This is a genomic window from Streptomyces sp. NPDC007945, assembly GCF_042958885.1.
Classification (GTDB): domain Bacteria; phylum Actinomycetota; class Actinomycetes; order Streptomycetales; family Streptomycetaceae; genus Streptomyces.
On the sequence record NZ_JBIBJV010000005.1, the window covers coordinates 426621 to 445576 of the forward strand.

Genomic DNA, 18956 nt, shown 5'->3' on the forward strand with positions numbered 1-18956 from the left:
TGCCCGAAGGCGAGGGGCGGTAGCTGAGGCGGGGTGCGGGTGCGGCCCGAAGGCGAGGGGTGGGGGCTGAGGCGGGGGTGCGGGTTCGGCCCCTGCGCCAGGGGCGTCGGCATGAGGCCCGGGGGCGAGCGGCGGGGTGGGGCTCCTGAGGGACAGACGGGGGAGGTGGTTCGGGGACGGGAGACGGCTGCGGAGCAGGCGTGACAGGACAGCGGCGGAGCAGGCCTGGCGAAAGGGGCAAATCGGCGTCAGCGTATCCACGGTTCGGCAGGACCGCAGCCCGTCGCCCCGACCGGGCCCTGCCCCCCACCGCCGAATGGCGACGGGCCGGGGCCCGGCATAGCCTCCCGGGAGGGGGCCGTACGCGTTCCCTCGCGCCCTCGTGCGCCGGAAAGGTGGCAGGCCCATGAGCCTCGACCGAGCCAAGCAGCAGGACGGCACGGAGCCCCGGGTGGGCCCCGTGCCCGACGGGAAGCCGGAGGTCCGGCCGTACCACCATCCGGCCGCCGGATGGGGTGCCGCCAAGAGCGTGACCCGGTTCATGGTCCGGGAGGGCGCCCCGCCCCTGGACGGACCCCGGGCGATCATGAAGATGAACCACGAACGCTCCGGCTTCGACTGCCCGGGGTGCGCCTGGCCCGACGACACCAAGGGCCTCCACCTGGACATCTGCGAGAACGGCATCAAGCACGTCACCTGGGAGATGACCCGGAGGCGGGTCGGGCGGGAGTTCTTCGCCGCGCACTCGGTGACCGAGCTGGCCGGATGGACGGACCACGCCCTCGAGAACGAGGGCCGGCTCACGGAGCCGATGGTGTACGACCCCGCCACCGACCACTACGTGCCGATCACCTGGAAGGACGCCTTCGCGCTGGTCGGCGAGGCCCTGCGCGGCCTCGACGACCCCAACCAGGCGTCGTTCTACACCTCGGGCCGGCTCGGCAACGAGGCGACCTTCCTCTACCAGTTGCTCGCCCGCGAGCTCGGCACCAACAACCTCCCCGACTGCTCCAACATGTGCCACGAGGCGAGCGGCCGGGCCATGCAGGCGGCCCTGGGCACCGGGAAGGGCACGGTGGACCTCGCCGACTGGGAGACCGCCGACGCCCTGTTCATCCTCGGTGTCAACGCGGCCTCCAACGCGCCCCGCATGCTCACCGCCCTCACCGAGGCGTACGACAGGGGCGCGCGGATCGTGCACGTCAACCCGCTGGTGGAGGCCGCCGCGACCCGCGCGATCATCCCGCACGACTTCAAGGACATGGCGACCTTCCACTCCACGCCGACGTCCACGCTCAACCTCCAGGTCCGCATCGGCGGCGACATGGCCTTCCTCCGGGGCATGGCCAAGGCGGTCCTCGAACGGTCGGCGTCCGATCCGAAGGCGCTCGACCGGGAGTTCGTCGAGCGGCACACGGCCGGCTTCGAGGAGTACCGGGCGGTGTGCGAGGCCACGCCGTGGGAGGAGATCGAGCACCAGTCCGGGCTCTCCCGCGAGGAGATCCTGGAGGCGGCGCGGGTGTACCGGGAGGCGGACCGGTCGATCGTCAGCTGGTGCCTGGGCGTCACCCAGCACGAGCACGGCGTCGACACGGTCCGCGAGATCGTCAACCTCCTGCTGCTGCGCGGCAACCTGGGCCGCGAGGGTGCCGGCCCCTCCCCCGTACGCGGCCACAGCAACGTCCAGGGCAACCGCACCTGCGGCGTCGACCACCGCCCGGCCGAGGCCTTCCTCGACCGGCTCGGCGAGGTCTGCGGGATCGACCCGCCGCGCGCCCACGGCCTGGACACCGTGCGCACCATCGAGGCGATGGGGCGCGGTGACGTCAAGGTCTTCGTCGGCATGGGAGGCAACTTCGCGCTGGCCGCGCCCGACACCGCGGTCACGTTCGAGGCGCTGCGGAACTGCGAACTGACCGTCCAGGTCAGCACCAAGCTCAATCGCAGCCACGTCGTACACGGCCGGCGGGCTCTGATCCTGCCCTGTCTGGGCCGCACCGAGAGGGACCACCAGCGCAAGGGCGAACAGGCCGCCTCCGTCGAGGACTCGATGAGCATGGTCCACCTGTCGCGCGGGATGAAGAAGCCGGCGTCGCCGCACCTGCTCTCCGAGCCGGCGATCATCGCGGGCATGGCGCGGGCCGCGCTCCCCGACAGCGGGACGCCGTGGGCCTGGTACGTGGAGGACTACGACCGGATCCGGGACACCATGGCCCGCGTCCTGGACGGCTTCGAGGACTTCAACCGGCGGGTGCGGCTGCCGCTCGGGTTCCGCATCAGGCAGCCGGCGCGCGAGCTGGTCTTCCTCACCCCGTCGGGGAAGGCGGAGTTCTCCGCCGCCCCGCTGCCGGACGTGGTCCCGGAGCCGGGCACGCTCGCGCTCGGCACCATGCGCTCGCACGACCAGTGGAACACCACCATCTACTCCGACGACGACCGCTACCGCGGCGTGAGCGGGCTGCGCACGCTGGTCTTCATGAACCGCGCCGACATGCGCGAGCGGGGGATCGCGGAACTCGCGCCGGTGGACATCACCGCGACCGCCCGCGACGGCAGCCGGCGCTCCCTGTACGGCTACCTGGCGGTGCCGTACGACATCCCGCGGGGCTGTGCGGCGGGGTACATGCCGGAGATGAACGTGCTGTGCGCCCTCGGCGACTACAGCACCCAGAGCGACCAGCCGATCATGAAGCACCTCAAGGTCGTGATCGAGCCGACGGGCTGAGTCCCAGTCCGGCGGGAAGGGCCACGGGCCGGCGCGGCCCGTGGCCCTTCCCGGTGCGCGGGCGCCGCCGGGAGGGCGAGGGGGCGGCAGGCGCGGCGTTCGGCGCGGGCGGGTCCGGCCGGGTCCTTGCCGGCCGGACCCGCCCGCCGCTGCCTGCTCGCCCGCGCCCAGTCGTCGCCTCGGGCCGGCGGGCGCGGGGTGCCCGGCCGGGCCGGCGGGCACGGGGGGGTCAGGCCGCCGCGGCCGTCTCCGTTCCCGCGGCCGCGCCCTTGCGGATGGTGCAGTGCAGGGAGTCGTCGACGACGTCGGCGACGATCGTGTCGCCGGGTTCCGCGTCGCCGCCGAGGAGGAGGGAGGCGACGCGGTTGTCGAGCTCGGTCTGGATGGTGCGGCGCAGCGGGCGGGCGCCGAACTCCGGCTGGTAGCCGTGGGCGACGAGGAGCTTCGTCGCGGCCTCGGTCACCTCCAGGGTCATGCCCTGGGCGTGGACCCGGTGCTTGCTGCGGTCGAGGAGGTGCTCGACGATCTCGGTGAGGTCCTGCTCGGTGAGGCTGTGGAAGACGATGATGTCGTCGATGCGGTTGAGGAACTCGGGCAGGAAGCGGCCCCGGAGGTCCTCCATCAGCTCGTCCTTCAGGTCGGCGGCGTCGCCCTGATGGGCGAGGATCCGGTGGGCGCCGATGTTGGACGTCATGATGACGACGCAGTGGCGGAAGTCGACGGTACGGCCCTGGCCGTCCGTCAGGCGCCCGTCGTCCAGGACCTGCAGCAGGGTGCTGAAGACGTCCTGGTGGGCCTTCTCGACCTCGTCGAAGAGGACGACGCTGTACGGCTGGCGGCGGACCTTCTCGGTGAGCTGGCCGGCCTCCTCGTAGCCGACGTACCCGGGCGGGGCGCCGACGAGCCGGGCGACGGTGTGCTTCTCCTGGAACTCGCTCATGTCGAAGCGGATCATCCGGTCCTCGTCGCCGAAGAGGAGCTCGGCGAGGGTCTTGGCGAGTTCCGTCTTGCCGACGCCGGTGGGCCCGAGGAAGAGGAAGGAGCCGACGGGCCGGTCGGGGTCGCCCATGCCGGCGCGGTTGCGGCGGACGGCCTCGGAGACGGCGGTGACGGCCTCGTCCTGGCCGACGATCCGGTCGTGCATCTCCTGCTCCAGCTTGAGCAGGCGCTCCTTCTCGGTGGTGGTGAGCTGGCTGACGGGGATGCCGGTGCGGCGGGAGACGATGTCGGCGATGTCGGAGGCGGTGACGGAGACGACGCCCTCGCGGCGCTCCTCGATGCCGGCGAGTTCGCCCTCGACCTCGGCGATCTCCTCCTTGAGCCGCTTGGCCTTCTCGAACTCCTCGGCGGCGACGGCCTGGTCCTTCTCCCGGCGCAGCTTGGCGAGCCGGTCCTCGCGGCTGACCACCTCGGTGGAGCGGCCCGAGCTGCGGAGCCGTACGCGGGCCCCGGCCTGGTCCATGAGGTCGATGGCCTTGTCGGGGAGGAAGCGGTCGCTGATGTACCGGTCGGAGAGCTCGGCGGCCGCCGCGAGGGCGCCGTCCGCGAACCGGACCTGGTGGTGGGCCTCGTAGGCGTCGCGGAGGCCTTCGAGGATCTGGACGGTCTCCTCGACGCTCGGCTCGGGGATGAGGACGGGCTGGAAGCGGCGTTCGAGCGCGGCGTCCTTCTCGATGTACTTGCGGTACTCGTCGATGGTGGTGGCGCCGACGACGTGCAGCTCGCCGCGGGCGAGGGCGGGCTTCAGCATGTTGCCGGCGTCCATGGAGCTCTCGCCGCTCGCGCCGGCGCCGACGACGGTGTGCAGTTCGTCGATGAAGAGGACGATGTCGCCCTCGGACTTCTGGACGTCCTCGATGACCTTCTTGAGGCGTTCCTCGAACTGACCGCGGTACTGGGCCCCGGCGACCATGCCGGAGAGGTCGAGGGAGACGACCCGCTTGTCCTTGAGGGTGTCGGGGACCTCTCCGGCGACGATCCGCTGGGCGAGGCCCTCGACGATGGCCGTCTTGCCGACGCCGGGCTCGCCGATGAGGACGGGGTTGTTCTTGGAGCGGCGGGAGAGGATCTCGATGGTCTGCTCGATCTCCTCGGCGCGCCCGACGACCGGGTCGAGCCTGCCCGCCTTCGCCTCCTCGGTGAGGTCGCGGCCGAACTCGTCGAGGGTGGTCGCGGGCTCCTTGGGCGCGGCGGGCGCGGTGGCCTCGCCGCCGCGGGCGGCCTGGTCGGCCATGCCGCGGAGCTTGGAGACGTCGAGGTCCTCGGTGCGCAGGAAGCGGGAGGCGCCCGAGTCGGCGTCGCCGAGGAGGGCGCCGAGGATGTGCTCGGGGCCGATGTAGGAGACGCCGGAGGCCTGGGAACGGGCGTGGGCGAGGGCGAGGGTCCGCTTGGCCGCGGGGGTCAGGCCGGGTTCCGCGGAGGGTTCCGCGGCCTCGTGCGGCAGCACCTTGGCGATCTTGTCGGCGAGTTCGTCGGGGTCGACGCCGGAGCGGGCGAGCAGGCGGCGGGTGGGTTCGACCTGGGTGGCGGCCCACAGGAGGTGTTCGGTGTCGAGGTCGGTGGTGCCGTCGGCGACCGCCTTGGCGGTGGCGGTGTTGAGGAGTTCGTGGGACGACTCGGTGAGGAGGCGGCCGATGGGGACCCGTTGGACGGCGGGCGGCGACGACGCCGGGGACATTCCGAAGAAGCGGTTCAGCAGGTCGCCGAACGGGTCGGAGGGACCGAAGGAGGAACCGAACGCCATCGACATCTCTGTGCTCCTGAGGGGGCGTGGGGGGGGCATCCACACTCAAACCCGGCTGCTCCGGCTCCGCAAACGGAGGAGGTGGAAGGGACGGAGGAGGTGGAAGGGACGGGGCGGGTCATGCGGCCGCGTGCTGGCCGGCGCCGACCGCGACCTGCCCGGCGCCGTACCCGCGCCGGCCGCGGTGGCCCGGACCGGCGCCCGGTCACCCGGGCGCCGGTCGCTCGGTGCGGCCGAAGGCGAGGGAGAGGACGCGGCGCCAGTCGACGGCGGGCGGGGGCGGTGTGACGCCCGGGCGGTCGCGGGGGACCTGGACGCGGAGGGCGCCGGGGCGGAGGGTGCAGACGACGGGGGTGGACATGCGGAGGGCCTCGCCGTCGACCGCCACGGGGAGCTCCGCCGCGTCGGCGGCGGTCACCTCCACGCGGTGCGCGCTCAGGACGGTGAGGCCGGCGGACTGGGAGCCGCGTACGACCAGGTCGGCGGCCTGGGCCGCGTCCTCCACCCGGATCCCGAGGACGCCCAGTTCGCCGTCGTCGAGCCGGGGGCGGCGGCCGCCGCCGCTGATCTCGTCGGGTGAGAAGTAGGGGTTGTTGCTGACGAGCAGCGCCTGCTGGTCGTCGAGCGGGGCCCCGTCGACGAGCGAGTCGAGCCGTCGTACGCCGTCGCCGACCAGCAGGTCCGGCATGAGGCTGAGCGCCGTGCCGGCCTTGTCGTCGCGGTACTCGGGCCGCTGCACGACGTCGGCGTACACGCCGAACGAGACGGTGTTGACGAAGGCGCGCCCCGAGACGTCGCCGAGGTCGATCCGGAGCTCCTCGCCGTCGGTGAGGGCGTCGAGGCAGCGCGCGGGGTCGTTCCGGTCGAGCCCGAGGTCCATGGCGAAGTGGTTGCGGGTCCCGGCGGAGATCACCACGAAGGGCAGGTCGTGCTCGGCGGCGACGGCCGCGACGAGCGCCTGGGTGCCGTCGCCGCCCGCGACGCCGAGGAGGTCGGCGCCGTCGGCGACGGCCCCCCGGGCCAGCGCGGCGACGTCGGCCGGCACGTCGGGGTCGAGCAGGATCACCCGCGCGCCCAGCTCCTCCGCCCGCTCGACGAGCCCGAACCGTCCGACCTTCCCGCCGCCCGACTTCGGGTTCATGATCAGCACGGGCCGGTGCGGCCGGGCGGCCGGGAACGCCCGCTGCGGTCGCTCCGGCCGGGAGCGGCGCAGCGCGGCGCGGGCGCAGAGGACGGTGAGCGCCCAGCACAGGCAGAGGCCGAGGGCTGTCAGCCACACCCCCTGGTAGGCGAAGAGCACCACGATCCCTGCTGGGGCGAGGAGGACGAGGAGCGCCCCGAACAGCCGGAGCGGGCCGCGGTGGGCCAGGAACCACCAGATGCCGGCGGCGCAGAGGACCAGTCCGAGGAGCCCGGCGCCGACGACGAGGAGGCCGCCCTCGCCGACGGCGAGCACGAGCACGGCGAGCGAGCCGACCACCGCGAGCAGGGCGAGCCGCGCGAGGAGCCGCGCGGCTCCGAGGTCCGTCGCGCGAGCCGCCTCGGTACCGTCGGCCGTACCGCCGGTGTGCGCACCGCCCATGGCTTCCTCACCCGACCCTCTCGCCCAGGAGCCCCGCCCGAGGCACCAGCCTGCCCGGGCGGGCGGCGGGCGGCATCCCGGGCGGGGCCGGTCGGGCGGGGTCAGCGGCGGACGCGGGGCATGCCCAGGCCGATCCAGGAGATGATCTCGCGCTGGATCTGGTCGTTGCCGCCGCCGAAGGTGAAGACGACGGCCGAGCGGTAGCCGCGTTCGAGTTCGCCGTGGAGGACGGCGCCCGGGGAGCCCGCGTTGGTCGTCCAGATCTTCTGCCCGTCGACGACGTACGTGTCGCCCTCGCGCACCGCGCGGGTCCTGAGGGCGGCGAGGTCCGTGCCGGCGTCGGGTTCGCTGTAGCCGATGGCGAAGTCGAGCTCGCCGGAGAGGATGCGGGGCAGGAAGTACGCCTTCTGCTCCTCGGAGCCGTACCGCATGAGGGTCGGCCCGACGGTGTCGAGCGCCATGAGCGGCAGCGGTACGCCCGCCCGGGCGGCCTCGTCGAAGAAGACGAACTGCTCCATCGGGGTGAGGCCGCGGCCGCCGTACTCGACGGGCCGGCCGACGCCGAGTCACCCGTCCGCGCCGAGGCGGCGGACGGTCTCGCGGTAGAAGCGCTTCCGGGCGGCCGGGTCCCCGTACCGGCCGTGCGCGTCGCCGGGGACGAGCTCCGCGAAGTAGGCGCGCAGTTCGGCGCGCGGGCGGTTCTGTTCCGGCGTGTACCGCAGGTGCGTTCCGGCCTCCCGTGACGGCTGTCGGCGCCGGTGTCCGGCACGACGGCGGTCACGGTAGAACGTGTTCCATGAAGGGGGAAGGCCCGGGGCGGGGCGCGTACCGGCCCCGGCCCCGGGCGCGTGTCCTCGTGGAGGCTCGCGTGCCCCGTGAGGCTAGGGAAGGAGTTCGTCCAGGGCGGCGCGGCCCTTCTCCGCCATCCGGCGTTCGGCCCAGGCCAGCGTCTCCGGCGTCACGTCGCGGCCGGAGGCGAGCACCACGTCCTCGGCCGTGAACTCGCCCTCCGCACCGGAGTGCAGCACGTCGTCGGGGGTCGGCGCGTCCCCCCGGGACATCTCGTCGGACTCAGCGTTCATGCCGTCTCCTCCATGCTTCTGCGGGTGGGTCCCGGCACTGGCCATTCTGGTGCCCCCTCCCCCGCCCCGCATCCGGGCGCCGCGCCGTGTCACAGCCATGGCGTCCACGGGGTGCGGGTTCGACAATGGGGAGGATGACCGAAGACGATCCGCGGGCGCAGGGTGGCGGGATCGGTCCCGCCGAGTGGCTCGCCATGAACCGGACCGGCAGCTTCGACTGGGATCTCGACACGGGCACCATCGATGTCGACGCGTCCGGGCTGCTGGTCTTCGGCATGTCCCCGGACGGCTTCGACGGCCGGCCGACGAGCCTGGTGGCCCGGCTCGACCCGGCCGAGCGGCTGCGCCTCGACCATGTCGTGCGGGCCGCGGTGACCGGCGGCGAGTCCTCGTACAGCACCCACTTCCCGATCCCGCAGGCCGACGGGACACCCCATTGGACGCATGTGCTCGCCCGCATCCTGCGGGACGAGGACGGACGGGCGCACCGGATCGTCGGAGCGGTGCGGGACACCACGGCCGAGGTGTCGCACGCGGCCTTCGTGCAGCAGTTGGAGAAGCGCCGCGAGATGCAGACCAGCATCGTCGAGCGGACCACGCACGCGCTGTCGCGGGCGGTGACGGTCGACGACGTGACGGCGGCGCTGACCGGGCCGGGCGGGCTCGCGCGGCTCGGCGCGGACGGGCTCGCCCTCGGGCTCGTCGAGAACGGTTCGCTGAACGTGATCGCGCTGAGCGGCGACTCCCTGGACGTCCTCGACGGCCTGCGGACGCGGCGGCTCGACCCGGGGCTTCCGCTGGCGGAGGCCGTGCTGAGCGGCCGGCCCCGGTTCGCGTCCTCGTTCGCCGCGCTCGGCCGGGACTTCCCGGAGCTCGCGCCGTATCTGGACCGGCTGCCGTTCCGCGCGGCCTGCTACCTGCCGCTGGTCGCGCAGGCGCGTTCGCTGGGGGGAATGGCGCTGTTCTACCGGGGCCGGACGGCGTTCACCGCGGACGAGCGGAACCTGGCGCTCGGTCTGGCGGCGATCGTCGCCCAGTCCCTCCAGCGGGCCACCCTCTTCGACGAGGAGCGGGAACTGGCCACCGGGCTCCAGGAGACGATGCTGCCCCGCCGCATCCCGGAGATCACCGGCGGGGAGATCGCGGTCCGGTACCACGCCGCCTGGAGCGGCCGGCAGGTCGGCGGCGACTGGTACGACGTGATCGCGCTGCCGCGCGGCCGGGTCGGGGTCGTCGTCGGCGACGTCCAGGGTCACGACACCCACGCGGCCGCGATCATGGGGCAGCTGCGGATCGCGCTGCGGGCGTACGCGGGCGAGGGCCACGCCCCGTCGACGGTGCTGGCCCGCGCCTCCCGCTTCCTCGCCGAGCTGGACACCAACCGCTTCGCGACCTGCACCTACGCCCAGGTGGACCTGGCGAGCGGCACCGTGCGGGCGGTGCGGGCGGGGCATCTGGGACCGCTGATCCGGCACACCGACGGGCGGGTCGGCCAGCCGAAGCTGCGCGGCGGGATGCCACTGGGCCTCGCCACCGTGTTCGGCGAGGAGGAGTTCCCGGAGACCCGGCTCGACCTGGTGCCGGGCGAGACGCTGGTGCTGTGCACCGACGGCCTGGTCGAGCAGCCGGGCACCGACATCGAGGTGGGGCTCGCGGCCCTGTCGGAGGCGGTGAGCAGCGGGCCGCCGCAGGCGGAGGCGCTCGCCGACCACCTCTCGGAGCGGCTGTGGGAGCGGTGGGGCGCGGGCGACGACGTGGCCCTGCTCGTGCTGCGGCGCAGCCCCGACCCCGGTACGCAGCGGGCGCCGCGCATCCACCAGTACATCCACCAGGCCGACCCGCAGGGCCTCTCGGACGCGCGCGCGGCGGTCGGGCAGGCGCTGCGGGAATGGGGCATGCCGGAACTCTCCGAGGACGCCGAGCTGTTGACCGGCGAACTGCTGGTGAACGTGCTGCTGCACACGGAGGGCGGCGCGGTGCTCACGCTGGAGGTGCTGCCCGAGCCGGTGCGCCGGGTACGGCTCTCGGTGCAGGACCGTTCGAGCGCCTGGCCCCGGCGGCGCACCCCGGGCGAGGCCGCGACCTCGGGCCGGGGGCTGCTCCTGTTGGACGCGCTGGCCTCCCGCTGGGGCGTGGAGCCGCGCGGCGAGGGCAAGGCGGTGTGGTGCGAGATCGGCCCGGCGCGGGTGGGCGCGGACGCCCCGCGCGCGGGCGGCTGAGGAGCGTGGCATGGACCCCGTGGCGGCACTGAACCGGATCGCCTTCCTCCTGGAGCGCGGAGGCGCCCCGGGGTACCGGGCGCGGGCCTTCCGCACGGCCGCGACGGCGGTGGCGGCGCTGCCCGAGGGCGAGGCGGAACGCCGGGTGGCGGCGGGCACCCTGGAGTCCCTGAAGGGGGTGGGGCCGAAGACGGCGGCGGTGGTGCGGGAGGCCCTGGAGGGCCGGGTGCCGGGCTATCTGGAGGAGCTGGAACGGGAGCTGGCGGATTCCCTGGACGCGGGGTCCGAGGGGACGGAGCTCGGGGGTGAGCTGCGGGCGGCGCTGCGCGGCGACTGCCACCTCCACTCGGACTGGTCGGACGGCGGGGCCTCGATCGAGGAGATGGGCCGGGCGGCGATCGGACTCGGGCACGACTGGGCGGTGCTGACGGACCATTCGCCGCGGCTGACGGTGGCCCGCGGCCTGTCGCCGGAGCGGCTGCGGGAGCAGCTGGACGTGGTGGCGGAGCTGAACGAGCGGTGGGCGCCCTTCCGGCTCCTCACCGGCATCGAGTGCGACATCCTCGACGACGGCTCCCTCGACCAGGAGCCCGAACTCCTCGACCGGCTCGACCTGGTGGTCGGGTCGGTCCACTCGAAGCTGCGGATGGACGCGCGGGCGATGACCCGGCGGATGGAGGCCGCGGTGCGGAACCCGCTGATGGACGTCCTCGGCCACTGCACCGGGCGGCTGGTCGCGGGCGGACGGCTGCGCCCCGAGTCGGAGTTCGACGCGGAGCGGGTCTTCGCCGCCTGCGCGGAGTCGGGCACCGCCGTCGAGATCAACAGCCGCCCGGAACGGCTCGACCCGCCGCGCCGGCTGCTCCGGCAGGCGGTGGAGGCGGGCGCGTACTTCGCCGTCGACACGGACGCCCACGCCCCGGGCCAGCTCGCCTGGCAGCACATCGGCTGCGCCCGCGCCGAGGAGTGCGGCGTACCGGCGGAACGGGTGATCAACACCTGGGACGCGGACCGGCTGCTGGCGTGGACACGGGAGTGACGCCACCGGTGGCCCCGCGCTGATGTGACGCGCCGGCTCCGGGGACGGGTCGCGGCGGAACGGGTCCGGCCGGAGCGGGTCGGGCGTGCTGCCGGACCGGGGTCGTCCGTCAGGGCGGGTTCAGGCGCGCTGCCAGACGGTCGTCGCGTTGCAGAACTCCTTGATGCCGTGGCCGGACAGCTCGCGCCCGTAGCCGGAGCGCTTGACGCCGCCGAACGGGAGAGCGGGGTGGGAGGCGGTCATTCCGTTGACGAAGACGCCGCCGGCCTGGAGGTCGCGGACGAAGAGGTCGACCTCCTCGTCGCGGCGGGTCCACACGTTGGAACTGAGCCCGAACGGCGAGTCGTTGGCGACGGCCACCGCCTCCTCCGCGTCCCGGACCCGGTAGACGGTGGCGACGGGGCCGAAGGTCTCCTCCTGGTGGATCCGCATGGCGGGGGTGATGCCGGTGAGGACGGTGGGACGGTAGTACCAGCCGCGGGCCAGCGCCGGGGCGTCGGGCCGGGAGCCGCCGCACAGGACGTGGGCGCCCTGCCGTACGGCGTCGTCGACGAGCTCCTCCAGGTCGGCGCGGCCCTTCTCGGTGGCGAGCGGGCCGACGTCGGTGGCCTCGTCGAGCGGGTCGCCGACCGTGAGGGCGTTCATGGCGGCGGTGAAGCGCTCGGTGAAGTCCTCGTACACGTCCTGGTGGACGAGGAAGCGCTTGGCGGCGATGCACGACTGGCCGTTGTTCTGCACGCGCGCGGTGACGGCGGTCTTCACGGCCCGGACGATGTCCGCGGAGGGCATCACGATGTACGGGTCGCTGCCGCCGAGCTCCAGGACCGTCTTCTTGACGACGTCGCCGGCGACAGAGGCGACGGCCCGGCCCGCCGGTTCGCTGCCGGTCAGGGTGGCGGCGGCCACCCGCGGGTCGCGGAGCACCTCCTCGACCTCGGCGGAGCCGATGAGGAGGGTCTGGAAGCAGCCGTCGGGGTAGCCGGCGCGGCGGAACAGGTCGCCGAGGTACAGCGCGGTCCTGGGCACGTTGGAGGCGTGCTTGAGGAGGCCGGTGTTCCCGGCCATCAGCGCGGGCGCGGCGAAGCGGATCACCTGCCACAGCGGGAAGTTCCAGGGCATGACGGCGAGGACGGTGCCGAGCGGCCGGTAGTGGACGCGGGCCCGGTCGGCGCCGGAGTCGCGCACGTCGCTCTCGGCCGGGTGCTCGTCGGCGAGCAGCTCCGCGGCGTGTTTGGCGTACCAGCGCATGGCCTTGGCGCACTTGCCGGCCTCGGCGCGGGAGGCGGTGAGGGGTTTGCCCATCTCCAGGGTCATGGTGCGGGCGATGTCCTCGGTGTCCTCGTCGAGGAGGGTGGCGGCGGCGCGCAGCAGCCGGGCCCGCTCGGCGAAGGGAGTCGTGCGCCACTGGCGGAAGGCCTCGTGGGCGGCGGCGATCCGCCGCTCGACCTCCTCCGGTCCGTGCGCGTCGTAGGTGCGCAGCGTCTCGCCGGTGGCGGGGTTCACGGTGGCGATGGCCATGGCCTTCTCCTCCTGCGTCGGCCCCCACGGGAAACCTCCCGCTTCCGGGGCGCGGGCGCAAGGGGGGCGGGTGCGGTGGGGTGACGTACGCGCGGGAGGGGGCACGCGCGCGTGCGTCAGTCGAGCAGCCAGGAGAGGGCTCCGTCGAGGTGGGCGCGGAAGACGGGGTCGCGGTACGCCTCCGGGGTGTGGCCGAGGGCGGTGAAGAGGAAGCGGCCCCGGTCGACGGTCCGGCACCAGGCGAGGGGGTGGTCGTCGCCGAGCGTGCCGCCCTCGTAGGCGGTCTCGTCGGCGCGCAGCAGGACGCGGGCGCCCGGCACGCGCGGGTGGGAGGTGTACTCGTACCACTCGTCGGTCCACTCCCACCGGGCCGGCAGCGGGGCACAGGCCGGGTGCGCGGGGTCCTCGACGAGGACGGCGCCGGGCTGGAGCGGCGGGTGGCCGGCGAAGCGGGTGCCGAGCAGCTCGCCGTAGAAGGGCCAGTCGGGTTCGGCGTTGGCGGCGGCGTGCACGGCGAGGAGGGCGCCGCCGCCGCGCAGGTACGCCTCCAGGGCGGTGCGGCCTTCGGCGGTGAGGACGGTGCCGGTGGTGGAGAGCAGCACGACGAGGGCGCGGCCGGCGAGCCCCTCGGCGGAGAAGGCGGCGGGGTCCTCGGTGGTCTCCGCGGTGCGGCCGCGGGCGGCGGCGAGGCCGGTGAGGGCGGCGGCTCCGTCGGGGACGGAGTCGTGCCGGTAGCCGGCGGTGCGGGTGTAGACGAGGACGTCGGGGGTGGGTGACACGCGGGACTCCGGGGCGGGGGGACGGCTGCGGGGCGGGTCGACCGGCAACGACGGACACACGCTTTCCGGCTGCTCGCGCGGCGACCGTAGCCAGCGAAAACCACGCGCCGCAAGCCCGTGGCCTGCGGCAGACTCCTCCCATGACGACGACTTCCGCGCCCCGCCCCGCCCCTTCGCCGCTCCACGACACGGGGCGGCGTGCGCTGGCGCACGTGGAGGCCCGCTCGTCGGGCGGGCCGATCGACCCGAGCCTGCGGATCACGCTCAACTTCCATCCCCACTTCCTGGACCGGCTGGCCGACGAGGGCGTCTACCGCTCGCAGTTCGTGACCGGCACCGGAAACGGCGGGTTGACGGCCCGGCCGGGCGGCGACCGCTGGAACTGGGAGAGCCGCATCTTCGGCGGCGCCTACGACGAGGCGCCGGCGCACGAGCGTCCGGTGTACGGCGCGCTGGACTTCCGCCGGCGTCCGTACGGGGCCGCGCCCCGCTTCGGCTCGGCCCACCTGCGGCTGTCGCCGGAGGCCACCGCGCGGACGAGCTTCTGCTATCCGGACAGCTTCCTGGAGCCGGCGGACTTCGGCGTGGCCTCCCGGATGGCGCTGGTGGCGCTCGCGGAGGCCGACGAGCAGGACCCGCTGGACGACTACGTCGAGGCGCAGGTCCACGGTCCGGTCGAGATCGCCCGGGACGTGGAGGCCCTGGTCCTGGACCCGAGCCACCGGGGCACCGCGGTGGAGGAGGCCGCCCGCCGCCTTCCCTGCCCCGTCGAATGGCACCCCGGCTTCCGCCTCACCGTCGCCGAACTCCGCCGCCACCCCGCCTTCCGCGGCCCGGAGTACGTCGACCTCGGCGTCCGCATCGCCGAGGACGGCCTCCTCACCCCCCGCGTCGTCCAGGACGCCTCCCTGTCCGGCGCGTACGACCCCCAGGACGTCAAGAAGGTCTGGCACTACCTGGCCCGCTTCGGCGCCCCCGCCTCCTGACCGCCCGTCCCCGTCCGGCCGCCTCCGCTGACGGGGGTCGTCCGGATGCATTGATGCATCGGATACCGGCCGGTATCTTCTCGGGGCGTCGCGCAGTCTCCGCCGCATCCCCTGGAGTCGCCATGAGCACCGTGCCGCCCGCCCTCGCCGCCGCCGTGGGGCCGCTGCCCGAGGGGGTGGAACTGCCCATGCCGCCGACGTTCGGAAGCGTCGAGGAGGAGCGGCGGTACCGGAAGGAGCAGCTGGCCGCCGGGTTCAGGATCTTCGGACGGCTCGGGTTCTCCGAGGGGGTCGCCGGACACATCACCGTGCGGGACCCGGGCGACCCGGACACCTTCTGGGTCAACCCCTTCGGCATGGGCTTCGGCCGGATCAAGGCCTCCGACCTGATCCTCGTCGACCACGAGGGGCGGGTCCTGGAGGGGCGCCGGCCGGTGAACCGGGCGGCGTTCGTCATCCACTCGCGCGTGCACGCGGCCCGGCCCGACGCGATCGCCGCCGCGCACGCGCACTCCCTGCACGGCAAGGCGTTCTCCAGCCTCGGGATTCCGCTCGACCCGATCACCCAGGACGCCTGCGCCTTCTTCGAGGACCACGGCGTCCACGACGACTACCGGGGCGTCGTGAACGAGACCGAGGAGGGCGAGCGGATCGCCAAGGCGCTCGGCGCCCACAAGGCGGTCATCCTGAAGAACCACGGGTTGCTGACCGTGGGTCACTCCGTCGCCGAGGCCGTCTGGTGGTTCGTCACCATGGAGCGCTCCTGCCAGGCGCAGCTGCTCGCCATGGCCGCGGGCACCCCGCAGCTCATCGACCGGGAGACCGCGCTGCTCACCCGGGGCCAGATCGGCGGCCACCTGGCCGGCTGGTTCCAGGCCCGGCCGCTGTGGGATCAGATCGAGGCGTCGGACCCGGACCTGTTCGACTGAGACGGCCGCGCGGGGCGGGTCGAGGCCGCCAGGAGCGCCGGCAGGAACTCCCGTTCCAGATCACCCGGCGGGAGCGCCGCCGGCTCCACGTAGCTCTGCGCGAGACCGCCCTCCCGCAGGGCGATCAGCAGCCGCGCAAACCGGTCGGCGTCCACGGTCAGTTCACGGCCCGCCCGGCGCAGCACGAGGGTCAGCCCGCGCGCGATCTCGGCCCGCAGCCGCTCGTCGTGGCGCGCCAGCACCCAGGCCGCCTGCGGGTCGCGGATCGCGTGCAGCGTGAACTCGGTCGTGACCAGGTACCAGTCGCGCTCGTCGGGCTCGATCCTGGCGGCCAGCTCGGCGAGCCGCGGGAGCGTGTACTCCTCCGGCGTGAGCGCGTCGATCGACGCCGCGAGCCGGCTCACCGTGCGCTCGCTGTGCTCGTCGAAGAGCGCGAGGAAGAGCTCTTCCTTGCTGGCGAAGTTCGAGTAGTACGCCCCGCGCGTGTAGCCGGCGCGCTCGCAGATCCGCTCGATGGTGGTGGCGTGGAAACCGTGCTCCGCGAAGACCTCCAGGGCGGCCTTCAGAAGCGCCGCCCGGGTGCGCGGCCGCCGACTCGTGACGCCCTTCGGCACGTCCGCCTCCCGTCGTCCGTCCGGCGCCGCTCCCCGCGGCGCCCGGGCCAGCCTACCCGCGCCCCGCTCCCCCGCCCCCGGGTCCGGCGCCGGGCGGGCCGGGGCCCCGGCGGATAGGATTCACGCATGGGAGAGCGGCCGGTCGCGCCCGCCGCACCCGGCCTGGTCCTCGTCGTCGACGGCGTCACGACGAGGATGGACCCGGGCCGCGTCTACCGCGTCGGGCGTGACCCCACCAGCGACATCGTGCTGTCGGACGCCCGGACGTCCTGGCACCACGCGGTGCTCCGCGCCGCGGGCGGCCAGTGGACGCTCGCGGACGAGGACAGCACCAACGGCACCTACGCGGACGGCGTGCGCGTACGGATCCCCCGGGTCGTCGGCCCGGGCACCGTCCTCCGCTTCGGCCACCCGCGGGAAGGCCCGCGCGCGGTTCTCACGGCGCCCCCGGGCGAACCCGTCCACCCGCCACCGCCGTCGCCCGCTCCACCCCCGTCGCCCGCTCCACCGCCGGAGCGGCGGCCCGCGGCCGACGGGCACCGAACCGCCCCACCGGGCTCGTCCCCGATCGCCGGCGACGCGGAGCTCGTACGGGATGACCTGGCGCGGCCCGCGGCGGTGTCGCGGCCGGGGGCCACGGGGACCTTCCGGCGGCCCACGGCGGTCCGGCCGCTTCCGGAGCACCGGGTGCGGATCGGGCGGGCGCCGGACAACGACGTCGTCGTGGCGGATCTCGTGGTGTCGCGGCACCACGCGGAACTCCTCGCCCGGCCGGACGGCACGTACTGGATCCACGATCTCGGCAGCCACAACGGCACCTTCCTCAACGGGCGGCCCGTCGTCGAGCCGGTACGGGTCACCGCGGACGACATCGTCGGCATCGGGCGCAGCGCGTTCTGCCTGGCCGGCGGACAGCTCGTCGAGTTCACGGACACCGGCGAGATCTCGCTCGACGTGCAGCGGCTGGCCGTCACCGTCGACCACGGGCGGAAGACGCTGCTCGACGAGGTCTCCTTCCCCGTCGGCGAGAAGACGCTGCTCGCGGTGGTCGGGCCCTCCGGGGCCGGGAAGTCGACGCTCCTCGGGGCGCTCACCGGGCAGCGGCCCGCCGACCGCGGCACCGTCCTCTACGACGGCCGCGACCTGTACCGCGACTACGCGGAGCTGCGCCAGCGCATCGGGCTCGTCCCGCAGGACGACATCCTGCACCTCCAGCTGACCGTCCGGCGCGCCCTCTCGTACGCCGCCGAGCTGCGCTTCCCGGGGGACACCGCGCCGGCCGAGCGGCGCGCTCGCGTGGAGGAGGTCATCGGGGAACTGGGGCTCGCGGAACGCGCCGACCAGGCCATCCACAGCCTCTCCGGCGGCCAGCGCAAACGCGTCAGCGTCGCCCTGGAACTCCTGACCAAGCCCTCGCTGCTGTTCCTCGACGAACCGACCTCCGGGCTCGACCCCGGCATGGACCGCTCCGTGATGCACATGCTGCGCGGCCTCGCGGACGACGGCCGCACCGTCGTCGTCGTCACCCACAGCGTCCTCAGCCTGGACGTCTGCGACCGGCTTCTGGTGCTCGCCCCCGGCGGCCGGGTCGCCTACTACGGGCCGCCCGACGACGCCCTGTCCTTCTTCGGCTTCGAGCAGTGGCCGGAGGCGTTCGAGGCGTTCGAGACCGAGCGGGACCGGGACTGGGCGGGGCAGTACGGGGGCTCGCGCTTCCACCGGCGGTACATCGAGGACGCCACCGTCCGGCCGTACGCGCCGGTGACGGGTGCCACGGGCGCGGCCGGCGGCGACGCGCCGGGGGCTCCGGCGCCTCCGCCGCCGCCCAAGGCGCAGAGCTGGGGCGGGCAGTTGCGGACGCTGGTGCGGCGCTACACCGCGGCGCTCGCCGCCGACCGGACCTTCCTCGCCATCATGATCGCCCTGCCGTTCGTGATGGGTGCCATGGCCCGCGCGCTCTCCGAAGGGAGCCTGAACCCCGAGTCCACCCTGAACGTGCTGCTGATCCTGTGCGTCGGCGGCGTCCTCACCGGTGCGGCCAACGCCGTCCGCGAACTGGTGAAGGAGCGGTCGATCTACCGCCGGGAGAGAGCCGTCGGCCTGTCCCGTTCCGCCTACCTCGCCTCCAAGGTCGTCGTCCTCGGCACCGTGACCATCGTGCAGGCCGTGGTGCTGACCCTGGTCGCCCTGATCGGCGTGCCGCTCAACGTGCCCGGCGGCAAGGGCGTGCTGATGCCCGCGCTCGTCGAGATCACCCTCGCGGTCGCCCTCCTCGCCTTCACCGCGATGATGCTCGGCCTGCTGGTGTCGGCGCTGGTGCGCAAGGAGGAGGTGACGATGCCGCTGCTCGTCCTCCTCGCGATCGTCCAGGTGGTGTTCTGCGGCGCGCTGCTGAGCGTCCGCGGCACTCCGGTCCTCGAACAGCTGGCGTGGCTGGTGCCCTCGCGGTGGGCGTTCGCCGCGATGGGGGCCACCATCGACATCGGGGCGGTGGCGCCGAGCGACAAGACGGCGGACCCCCTGATGGACCACACGGCGGCGGCCTGGCTCTTCGACATGGGCATGCTGGTCGTGCTCTGCGTGGCGCTCTGTTTCGCCGTGGCCCGGTTGCTGCGGCGGCACGAACCCGTCGTGATGCGTCGCTGAGGAGGCTGTGAGCGTGCCCGACCCCGGAGCGGAGCTTGGATCCGATATGCAGAATCCAGGATTTGGCAGGTCGGATTCGGGATCCGGCATCTCG

12 protein-coding genes and 1 pseudogene are annotated in these 18956 nt (G+C 74.0%); 6 read left to right on the plus strand and 7 right to left on the minus strand.

Annotated features, from left to right (window positions below; all coding sequences use genetic code 11):
- Nucleotides 1-406 precede the first annotated feature (406 nt).
- Nucleotides 407-2725, plus strand: coding sequence for an FdhF/YdeP family oxidoreductase (locus ACFZCF_RS18970; RefSeq protein WP_391287415.1), 2319 nt, complete (start codon nucleotides 407-409; stop codon nucleotides 2723-2725).
- A 229-nt stretch (nucleotides 2726-2954) separates the two neighbouring features.
- Here the strand turns inward: ACFZCF_RS18970 and ACFZCF_RS18975 are convergent, their stop codons facing one another.
- The 4 genes and pseudogenes from ACFZCF_RS18975 to ACFZCF_RS18990 all read right to left on the minus strand — a co-directional run bounded on the left by ACFZCF_RS18975 (nucleotide 2955) and on the right by ACFZCF_RS18990 (nucleotide 8132).
- Nucleotides 2955-5474, minus strand: a complete 2520-nt coding sequence (locus ACFZCF_RS18975; RefSeq protein ID WP_391287418.1) for an AAA family ATPase — start codon at nucleotides 5472-5474, stop codon at nucleotides 2955-2957.
- A gap of 199 nt (nucleotides 5475-5673) precedes the next feature.
- Nucleotides 5674-7050, minus strand: coding sequence for a diacylglycerol kinase family protein (locus ACFZCF_RS18980; RefSeq protein WP_391287420.1), 1377 nt, complete (start codon nucleotides 7048-7050; stop codon nucleotides 5674-5676).
- Between the two features lie 101 nt (nucleotides 7051-7151).
- Nucleotides 7152-7772: pseudogene (locus ACFZCF_RS18985) on the minus strand (acyl-CoA dehydrogenase family protein).
- A 159-nt stretch (nucleotides 7773-7931) separates the two neighbouring features.
- The gene (locus tag ACFZCF_RS18990; RefSeq protein ID WP_388444576.1) at nucleotides 7932-8132 is read right to left on the minus strand and encodes a hypothetical protein; all 201 of its coding nucleotides are present in this window, start codon (nucleotides 8130-8132) and stop codon (nucleotides 7932-7934) included.
- Between the two features lie 134 nt (nucleotides 8133-8266).
- Here ACFZCF_RS18990 and ACFZCF_RS18995 point away from each other — a divergent pair, with 134 nt between their 5' ends.
- Nucleotides 8267-10351, plus strand: a complete 2085-nt coding sequence (locus tag ACFZCF_RS18995; RefSeq protein WP_388444579.1) for a SpoIIE family protein phosphatase — start codon at nucleotides 8267-8269, stop codon at nucleotides 10349-10351.
- Nucleotides 10352-10361: 10 nt separating this feature from the next.
- The gene (locus ACFZCF_RS19000; protein ID WP_388444582.1) at nucleotides 10362-11390 is read left to right on the plus strand and encodes a PHP domain-containing protein; all 1029 of its coding nucleotides are present in this window, start codon (nucleotides 10362-10364) and stop codon (nucleotides 11388-11390) included.
- A 120-nt stretch (nucleotides 11391-11510) separates the two neighbouring features.
- On the opposite strand, the gene ACFZCF_RS19005 is transcribed toward ACFZCF_RS19000, so the two are convergent.
- Nucleotides 11511-12908 (minus strand): NADP-dependent succinic semialdehyde dehydrogenase, encoded by a 1398-nt coding sequence (locus ACFZCF_RS19005; RefSeq protein ID WP_391287422.1) that lies wholly within the window; start codon nucleotides 12906-12908, stop codon nucleotides 11511-11513.
- Between the two features lie 116 nt (nucleotides 12909-13024).
- On the minus strand, nucleotides 13025-13687 hold the full coding sequence (locus ACFZCF_RS19010) for a ThuA domain-containing protein (protein WP_391287424.1): 663 nt from the start codon (nucleotides 13685-13687) through the stop codon (nucleotides 13025-13027).
- A gap of 140 nt (nucleotides 13688-13827) precedes the next feature.
- On the opposite strand from ACFZCF_RS19010, the gene ACFZCF_RS19015 reads away from it, so the two are divergent.
- Together ACFZCF_RS19015 and ACFZCF_RS19020 are read left to right on the plus strand one after the other, a co-directional pair.
- Complete coding sequence (locus tag ACFZCF_RS19015; RefSeq protein WP_391287426.1) at nucleotides 13828-14673, plus strand: DUF3626 domain-containing protein; 846 nt, start codon at nucleotides 13828-13830, stop codon at nucleotides 14671-14673.
- A 122-nt stretch (nucleotides 14674-14795) separates the two neighbouring features.
- Nucleotides 14796-15602, plus strand: coding sequence for a class II aldolase/adducin family protein (locus ACFZCF_RS19020; RefSeq protein ID WP_388444594.1), 807 nt, complete (start codon nucleotides 14796-14798; stop codon nucleotides 15600-15602).
- Here ACFZCF_RS19020 and ACFZCF_RS19025 read toward each other — a convergent pair.
- Nucleotides 15566-16216: a TetR/AcrR family transcriptional regulator gene (locus tag ACFZCF_RS19025; protein WP_388444596.1), complete on the minus strand. Its 651-nt coding sequence runs from the start codon at nucleotides 16214-16216 to the stop codon at nucleotides 15566-15568. The genes ACFZCF_RS19020 and ACFZCF_RS19025 overlap by 37 nt on opposite strands.
- 126 nt (nucleotides 16217-16342) lie before the next feature.
- On the opposite strand from ACFZCF_RS19025, the gene ACFZCF_RS19030 reads away from it, so the two are divergent.
- Nucleotides 16343-18862, plus strand: a complete 2520-nt coding sequence (locus tag ACFZCF_RS19030) for an FHA domain-containing protein (RefSeq protein ID WP_391287429.1) — start codon at nucleotides 16343-16345, stop codon at nucleotides 18860-18862.
- Nucleotides 18863-18956: the final 94 nt, after the last annotated feature.

Coding starts and splice junctions, on each gene's coding strand:
- ACFZCF_RS18970 (WP_391287415.1), top strand. CDS start 407: ATGAGCCTCGACCGAGCCAAGCAGCAGGACGGCACGGAGCCCCGGGTG.
- ACFZCF_RS18975 (WP_391287418.1), bottom strand. CDS start 5,474: ATGTCGATGGCGTTCGGTTCCTCCTTCGGTCCCTCCGACCCGTTCGGC.
- ACFZCF_RS18980 (WP_391287420.1), bottom strand. CDS start 7,050: ATGGGCGGTGCGCACACCGGCGGTACGGCCGACGGTACCGAGGCGGCT.
- ACFZCF_RS18990 (WP_388444576.1), bottom strand. CDS start 8,132: ATGAACGCTGAGTCCGACGAGATGTCCCGGGGGGACGCGCCGACCCCC.
- ACFZCF_RS18995 (WP_388444579.1), top strand. CDS start 8,267: ATGACCGAAGACGATCCGCGGGCGCAGGGTGGCGGGATCGGTCCCGCC.
- ACFZCF_RS19000 (WP_388444582.1), top strand. CDS start 10,362: ATGGACCCCGTGGCGGCACTGAACCGGATCGCCTTCCTCCTGGAGCGC.
- ACFZCF_RS19005 (WP_391287422.1), bottom strand. CDS start 12,908: ATGGCCATCGCCACCGTGAACCCCGCCACCGGCGAGACGCTGCGCACC.
- ACFZCF_RS19015 (WP_391287426.1), top strand. CDS start 13,828: ATGACGACGACTTCCGCGCCCCGCCCCGCCCCTTCGCCGCTCCACGAC.
- ACFZCF_RS19020 (WP_388444594.1), top strand. CDS start 14,796: ATGAGCACCGTGCCGCCCGCCCTCGCCGCCGCCGTGGGGCCGCTGCCC.
- ACFZCF_RS19030 (WP_391287429.1), top strand. CDS start 16,343: ATGGGAGAGCGGCCGGTCGCGCCCGCCGCACCCGGCCTGGTCCTCGTC.